The following is a 7761-nucleotide window of genomic DNA, read 5'->3' on the forward strand; positions in this document are numbered from 1 at the left end:
CCCGACGATCCGGCCCCCCGACCGACGCAGCACTCTTCTCGCTCAACTCAACCTCTCCGAGAGCTGCGCGAGCAGCTCGTCATCACTCATGTCGTCGTAGGCGTCGGCGCTGTCCTGCTCGGCGACCTCTACCAGCTCGGGCAGGATCGATGCCAGGTAGCCGGTCAGTGCGTCGACGGTCGGGTAGTCGAACACCACTGCGGCCGGAAGGGTCTCACCGAGGCTGTCGGAGAGCGCGCGCTGCAGAGTGACGCTCATCAGCGAGTCCATCCCGGACGCGAAGAACCCGGCTGTCGGGTCCAGGGCGTGGCGCGAACCCAGCCCCATGGCCGCGACCACCTGGTCGATCACGTGTTCGCGCAGCAACTCCTGGCGTTGGTCGGGCTCGGAGTCTGCCAGAGCACGGCGGAACTCGGTGCTCTGCGCGGCCGCTCCATCAGCCGGCGCTTCGACGCTCAGCAGGTCGTCGACGATGCGCAGGGCTGCCCGGGTACGGTACGCGGCGGCAAGCCGTGGCCAGTCTGCCGCGACCACGGTGTGCCGCGTTGCGCCCTGTGCACCGATCACCAGCGGCAGCGCGCCGATGGCCACGGCGTCGTCCATGGGCTCCAGGCCCGAGTCCACAGTCACCTGACGCTCGGCCTCGGACTGGTTGTCGGTCAACGACTTCCACAAGCCCCAGTTGATCGCTGTGGCAGGAAGGCCGGCTGCACGCCGCGCGTAGGCGAAGGTGTCCAGGAAGGTGGTGGTGGCCGTGTAGTGCGCGAGCCATCGCGACCCGGTGATGCCGGAGATCGAGGAGAACAGCACGAAGTAGCGCACCGGCTGCCGCAGTGAAAGCTTGTGCAGCACGGCGACCACGTCGAGCTTGGGGCGGAACATCGTGGTGACGTCGTCGTCGGTCATGTCGCGCAGGGTCACCGGGCCGCCGGCGAAAGCGGCGACGTGAATGCCCTCCAACGGCGGCAGGTCGGCCCCGAATCGGTCGAACAGCGCACTCATCGCGGTCTCGTCGGCCGCATCAGCGGGAACGGTCACCAGTGTGGTTCCTGCCGAAGCCAACTCCGCCGCCAGCTCCTGAAGGCGTGAGCCGGGGTTCCGGGACACCGCAACAACGGTCTTGGCACCGCTGGCCGCCAATTGGCGCACCAGGTGCGGACCGATGTTTCCGGTTGCGCCGATGACCAGATGCGACGTCTCGCTGTCGAAACGGACCGGCGCATCTCCCGTGGGTCGACCGCCGAGCAGTCGGGGTACCCGACGGACGCCCGCTCGGTAGAGGATCTGATCCTCGTCATCGTCGGCGGCGGCCTCGGTGACCAGATATCCGGACACCACTGCCGCGGGTACCGACTCGTCGACGTCGATGACCCTGCCCCAGATCTCCGGGTGTTCCAGGGCCAGGCTGCGGCCAAGTCCCCACAACACCGCGTGTGCGGGATTGGCTCGGTCCCCCTCCCCGACGGGCTGGGCGTTGCGTGTCAGCAGGTACAGCTTCGCCGGGCCGGTCGCCTGCTCCGCCATCGCGGTGACCAGGCGACGCGCCTCGTGGAACACCGTGTAGGCCTGCGGGGCACTGAGGCCGGCGCCGTTGACCGGCGGTGCATACAGGACATGCGTGGCGCGGGACAGAGCCGCGGCCAGTGCCGAACCGTCGCCGGAGAGCACCGCTGCGTCCAGTCCGGTCGCCGCGCTGCCGCGTCGAGCACCGATCTCGGAGCTCAGTTCGCTGTCGCCGATCACCAGCCAGGACTGCTCTGCGTCGGCCCCACCGGCCTGCGCTTCGGCCGCCGGCCAGGTCAGCTCGCACCACCAGTCCAGTGGCACCGTCCCGGGGCTGCCCGTCCCGCGCGGCGGCTCGCCACCGGCCGAGGGTGCCGACCGAACCGCCGTGGTCTCGATCCAGTAGCTGCCGTGCTGCCACGGGGTGGTGGGCAGCACCGGGTGCGGCTCCGGCGGGTGGGGGGTCTGCGGCGGCTGGGTGGTGTGGGTGCGGTTGAGGTTGGTGTGGAAGCTCACCGCGTCATCGCCGTCACGCACCAGGGTGCCCACACTGTGGTGGTGCCCGCCGAGCTCCTCGACGGTGGCCGCGATCGCCTGGGTGAGAATGGGGTGGGCGCTGACCTCGACGAAGGTCGTGTACTCACCGGCCGCGGCGGCCACGGCCTGGGTCAACAGGGCGGGCTGGCGAACGTTGTTCACCCAGTAGTCGGCGTCCAGCAACGGCATGCCGCCGGCGGGCATGGCCGCGTCGGTCACTGTCGAATAGAACGGGATGGTGGCGACTTCGGGAGTCAGGCCTGTCAGCGCCTCCCGCAGTTCGTCGAGGATCGGATCCATCAACGCGGTGTGCGAGGCGACTTCCATGTTGACCCGCCGGGCAAACGTGTTCTGACCGCTGACCGCAGCGATGACCGCATCGACGGGCGCCACTGGTCCTGCCACAACCGTCTGCTTGGGCGCCAGGTACCCCGCGATGCTGACGTCGGGGTAGTCGGCGAGATAGGCCTCGGCGGCTTGGGCATCCAGACCCAGCATTGCCACCGCCCCCTGCCCGGCCTGCCGCGACATGAGCTGCGAGCGCGCCGCGATGACCCGGAATCCATCGGCCGGGCTCAGGGCACCGGCGACCACCGCGGCGGTCACCTCGCCCATCGAGTGCCCGATGACGGCGTCAGGGTGCACACCGTAGGAGCGCCACAGCTCGGTCAGGGCCAGCTGGAGCCCCATCAGGACGGGTTGCACCTGCGCGTCGCCGCTGACCGGTTCGCCGGCGGAGATCACCTGCCAGAGCGAGAACCCCACCTGCTCGACGAACACCGGTTCCAGCAGGGCAAGTGCACGGGCGAACGCCGGCTCGTCAGTGAGCAGCTGGCGCCCCATACCGACCCAGTGCGAGCCCTGGCCGGAATAGACGAAGACCGTTCCGGGGCCACACGGGCCGTCGTGCGGGCCGATGACACCGCACTGCAGGCCGTCTGGCGAGGTTCCGGCCGCCAAAGCCTGCAGGCCCTGAACCGCTGCGGAGCGGTCACGTGCACACACGGTGCCGAACAGGGGCTGCCGGGCGCGGTGGTGATTGAGGGTGTGCGCGACGTCTGCCAACGGCACCGACGCCCCGTCACCGTCCAGCCACTGCGCCAGGTCACGCGCCGTTTCAGCGATCCGCTCCGGGGTCCGCCCCGACAGCACCAGCGTGGTCACCGCCGGATCGGCTTCGCGCGCGGTGATCTTCGCCGGCGGCGCCTGTTCGACGACGACGTGAGCGTTGGTACCGCCGAATCCGAACGATGAGATCCCGGCTCGCCTCGGGTGGTCAGATGACGGCCAATCCTGTTGTTCAGCAACAACCTTCAGACGCATCTGATCAAAGGGGATGTGCGGGTTCGGGGTGGTGAAATGCAGGTTCTTCGGAATCGTCCCGCGCTGCACCGCCAGCACCGTTTTGATGAATCCGACCATGCCGGCGGCGGCCTCAAGGTGGCCGAGGTTCGTCTTGGCGGCGCCGAGCAACAGGGGCGCCTGGGGCGAGCGCCCCCGGCCCAGCACCGTGCCCAATGCCTTGGCCTCGATCGGATCGCCCAGAAGAGTTCCGGTTCCGTGGGTTTCGACGTAGTCGACTTCCTGCGGCGCGATCCCGGCGTCGGCGTAGGCCGAACGCAGGACGGCCATCTGGGCAGCGGGGTTGGGCGCCAGCAGACCGTTGGAGTGTCCGTCCTGGTTGATCGCCGATCCGCGGACCACCGCCAGCACTCGGTCGCCGTCGCGCCGCGCGTCGGACAGGCGTTTGAGCACCACCACACCGCAGCCCTCACCGCGGACGAATCCGTCAGCGTCGGCATCGAACGCGTGGCAGGCCCCGGTGCTCGACAAAGCGCCGCTCTGGTCGAAGCCACGGAACACCGCCGGTGACATCAGCAGGTTCACCCCGCCGGCGATCGCGGTCTCAGACTCGCCGGTCCGCAAGCTGCGGCACGCCAGGTGCAGGGCAACCAGCGAGGACGAACACGCGGTGTCCACCGTCACCGACGGGCCGCGCAGGTCCAGGAAGTAGGACAGCCGGTTGGCGATGATGCTGAGCGCTCCGCCGGCGTTGCTCCACGCGTCCACGTTCTCCAGATCGGCGGACGCATGGCAGCCGTACTCGGTGATGCTGGCCCCGACATACACGCCGGTCTGCGAGCGGCGCAACGCGGTTGCCGGAATACCCGCGTGTTCCAATGCCTCCCAAGCGACCTCGAGCAGGAGCCGTTGCTGCGGATCCATCTTCACCGCTTCGCGGCTCGAGATGTCGAAGAACTCGGCGTCGAAGGCGGCGATATCGCGCAGGAACGACCCCCAGCGCGTGGTGCGTGCGATGGTGTTGGCCGTCGCCGGCGAACCGTCGTCGAAGGGTGCCCAGCGCTCTGCGGGTACTTCGGTCACCGCGTTGCCGCCGTCGATCAGGAACTGCCACAGGGCGTCCGGTGAGCTGATGTCACCGGGAAATCGGCAACCCAGTCCAATGACCGCGATCGGCTCATCGGTACCGAATCGGCCCGGCTCCGGCGCCGACTCATCGTCGGCGGCTTCAGGCTCGATCAGAAACCGGGCCAATTCGGCGACCGAGGGATGCTGCCACAGCTCCACGGGCGAGACCTTGCGTCCCAGCAGCTCGGACAGCTCCCCGCACAGGACAACGGCGTCACGGGATCCGACGCCCAGGTCGTTGAGAGAGGCGGAGAAATCGATGTCCGCAAGGCTGCAGCCGATGTTGGTGACCAGATAGTCGGCCAACCAATGCCGCAGTGCTTCTTCGTCAAACGCTGCGGTCATGCGGGGAACTCGATTCCCACTAGATCCCGTCCCATCCGGCCGGAGCCGATTCCACGCTGTCGAACAGCTCGTTCAATACACTGTCGGCCGATTCGGGCAGATCACCGCCTGCGGCCGCGTCGTCGCCGGCGTCGTCGCGCGGCACAAGCTTGCCGGTCAGGTGCGCCGTCAGTGCCGAAGTGGTCGGGTGGTTCCACAGCATCGTGGCAGACAGCTCCAGCCCGACCAACCCCTCGATGTCACGACGAACCGCCATCGCCATCACCGAGTTGAGACCGAGTTCGGCGAACGGTCGGTCCAGCTGAAGTTCAGCCTCGGGCATCCGAAGCTCCCGGGCCAGAATGCTGCGCAACCCGATTTCCAGCTCGCTGAGTATGTCATCGGCCGACAACTGCGCCCAGTCGCGGACCGGTCCAGCCCCACCGGCGCCAGGAGTACCCTGCTCCCCCTCGGCCGGCAGCGGCACCATCACGGCCTGCGCGACGTCGTAGTGCTCGACGTGGTCCCACGCGGCGAAGGCCTCCGCCGGTGTGATGGGTCGCGATCCCATCCGCTCAAGCTCGTGCAGCACGACGTGCGCCTCGGCCCCGAAACCCAGCCCCTTCCACGCCACCCAGTCCAAGCTGACGCTGTGGCAACCCTGCCGGTGGCGAGCGCGAGCCAAGCCGTCCAGATAGGCGTTGGCGCTGGCGTAGGCCCCCTGACCGGGAACGCCGAACACGGCACCGGCAGCGGCGGTCATGAAGAAGAAGTCGAGCGTAGTCGGGGCGAAGAGTTCGTGCAGAACCTGGGCGCCGGAAACCTTCGGCCACATGGTGTCGCGCAGCCGGTCGGCATCCACCTCGGTCAGCAACTGGCCCTCAGTGATGCCGGCGGCGTGGATGATGCCGCGGATCGGCGGTGCGCCCGCCTCGTCACGCCGCGCCAGCAACTCAACTACCGCAGCGCGCGATCCGACGTCGAGGGCAGCGATATCGACGGTGACGCCGCGCCGCTCCAACGCCCGGATGGCGGCGACCTTCTGCCGCACACCGGCCTCGATCTCCTCGGAGTCCCAGTCACGACGGGGCGGCAGACCGGTTCGGCCGACCAACAGCAGCCGCCGGGCCCCCCGGTCTGCCAGCCACCCGGCCATCAATAGGCCGAGCGCGCCAAGACCACCCGTGATGAGGTAGGTGCCATCGGGCTGGCATACCGTCGGCTCCCGCTGCGGCGGGCCGGCCAGCGGGGTGAACGCCGGAGCCAGGAATTTGCCGTCGCGCAGCACCAGGACGGATTTCGCGGGAGTCCCGAGAATGCCCGCAAGCGCGGCGACATCGGCGGCCGCGGTCTCGTCGTCGGCCAGGTCCACCAGCCCGCCGCACAACTGCGGTTGCTCGGCCCGGATCACACCCGCCAGCCCCCACAGGCAGCTTTGCCGCACCGCCGCTTCGGTGGCCGCCTCGTGCACGCCGCGCGTGACGAGCCACAGCGCCGGCGGGCGGGTCTCGCGCGTGGCCAGGGTGGCCACCAGGTCGGCTACCTCGCCGGCGAGCCGGGCAGCGCAGTCCACGTCGGACTCGTCGGCGTGGCCCGGATCAGCGACATAGACGACCGTCTTTGCCTCGGCGACCCCGGCATTGCGGTGACCCAGCGCGGTGAGTTGCTCGCGCAGACGCTCCGCGGCGGAGCTGCCTCCGACGATGGCCAGCGTTCCCGGCTGGCTCGGGGACTGCGGCTCGCCGTCCCAGGGCTCCCAGTCGATCACGTGGGCGATCGAACTCGGGTCGTCAGCGGGCGTTGATGAGCCCAGCGCCGTGTAGCGCAGGCCGCGAATGTCGACGCAGGGGGTCCCGTCGGGACCCGGCACCACGATGTCGACGACGAGTTCGCCGTCGTTGCCGTCGCGCCGGCGCACGATGACGCCTGCGTGACCGTCGGCAGGGGCCGCTCCAAGACGGACTTCGTCGACCGCCGAAGGAACCATCAACTCCGGGTTGGCCTCATCCACCAGGCGAGCGACGTGTAGGGCGGCATCGAGGAGGGCAGCGGTCCCGGCCGATGCGGCCGTCACATCGGCGAACAACTCCGTCTCGGTGCGCGAGCCGGAGGCCAGCGACCACTCGAACGGGCGACCCTCACTGCCCCAGGCCTGCCAGAGCGAAGTCACCGCATCGTCACCGAAGACGGTGCCGGTGTGATCGACGCCGCGGGCGGAACCCACCGTGGGCCCGACAGCTTCCTCGCGTGGCGTGATTCGCGCAGTGAGGTGCTTGATCCAGCGCCCGGCCGGGTCGTCGGTGACCGATTTCGATGAAACCGTCACTGTCTCGGCGTCGGCGACCACCTGGATGGTCCGGGGCCTGTCCACGATGATCGGGTGCTCGAAGCGAATGTCGCTGACCGCACCGTGCCCGCTCACCTCGGCCGCCGCTTCGGAGAGCGTGTTCAGCAGCACCGACGCCGGCACCAGCTCAACGCCGTTGTTGCGGTGGCTTCCCGGGTAGGGCTTCGCTGCCGGGGCCAGTCGCGCCTGCCAGAGGTGTACGGCGGGCGTGCTGCCGACGGTGATGTGGGTGCCCAGCAGAAGGCCGGGCCGTGGCGCGGATTCGGCTGCAGTGATCGCGTGCTCGACGTCAAGCCAGTGCCGGGTGTGTCGCCACGGCGTCGTCGGCAACACCGGGTAGGGGCCGGACGGGTGCGGCAGCTCGCGCGGGCTCAACTGGTCTGCACTGTTGAGGTGCTGATGGAACACGACGGTGTCGTCATCGTCGCGCACCAGAGTGCCGATGCTGCGGTGCGGCACCGCATCGAGATTCTCGTCAATGGTGTGGGTCAGGATCGGGTGGGGGCTGATCTCGATGAACGTGCCGTACTTGTCGCCCGCCACGGTCACGGCCTGGTTTACCCGTGCGGGCTGGCGCACGTTGGCCACCCAGTAGTCGGCGTCCAGCACCGGAGTGGGCC

2 protein-coding genes are annotated in these 7761 nt (G+C 69.1%); both read right to left on the bottom strand.

The annotated features are described in order from the left end of the window. Positions 1-42: 42 nt before the first annotated feature. Positions 43-4815 carry a type I polyketide synthase gene (locus BST15_RS20435; protein ID WP_046188362.1) on the bottom strand — a complete coding sequence of 1591 codons (4773 nt, stop codon included), beginning with the start codon at positions 4813-4815 and terminating at the stop codon, positions 43-45. A 19-nt stretch (positions 4816-4834) separates the two neighbouring features. After that, the coding region (locus BST15_RS20440; RefSeq protein ID WP_133053205.1) for a type I polyketide synthase at positions 4835-7761 on the bottom strand (2927 nt) is incomplete at its 5' end.

The sequence above is a fragment of the Mycolicibacter arupensis genome (assembly GCF_002086515.1).
GTDB lineage: Bacteria > Actinomycetota > Actinomycetes > Mycobacteriales > Mycobacteriaceae > Mycobacterium > Mycobacterium arupense.

Bases quoted from the DNA above. Each gene is read 5' to 3' on its own strand.
- BST15_RS20435 (WP_046188362.1), bottom strand. From the start codon at position 4,815: ATGACCGCAGCGTTTGACGAAGAAGCACTGCGGCATTGGTTGGCCGAC.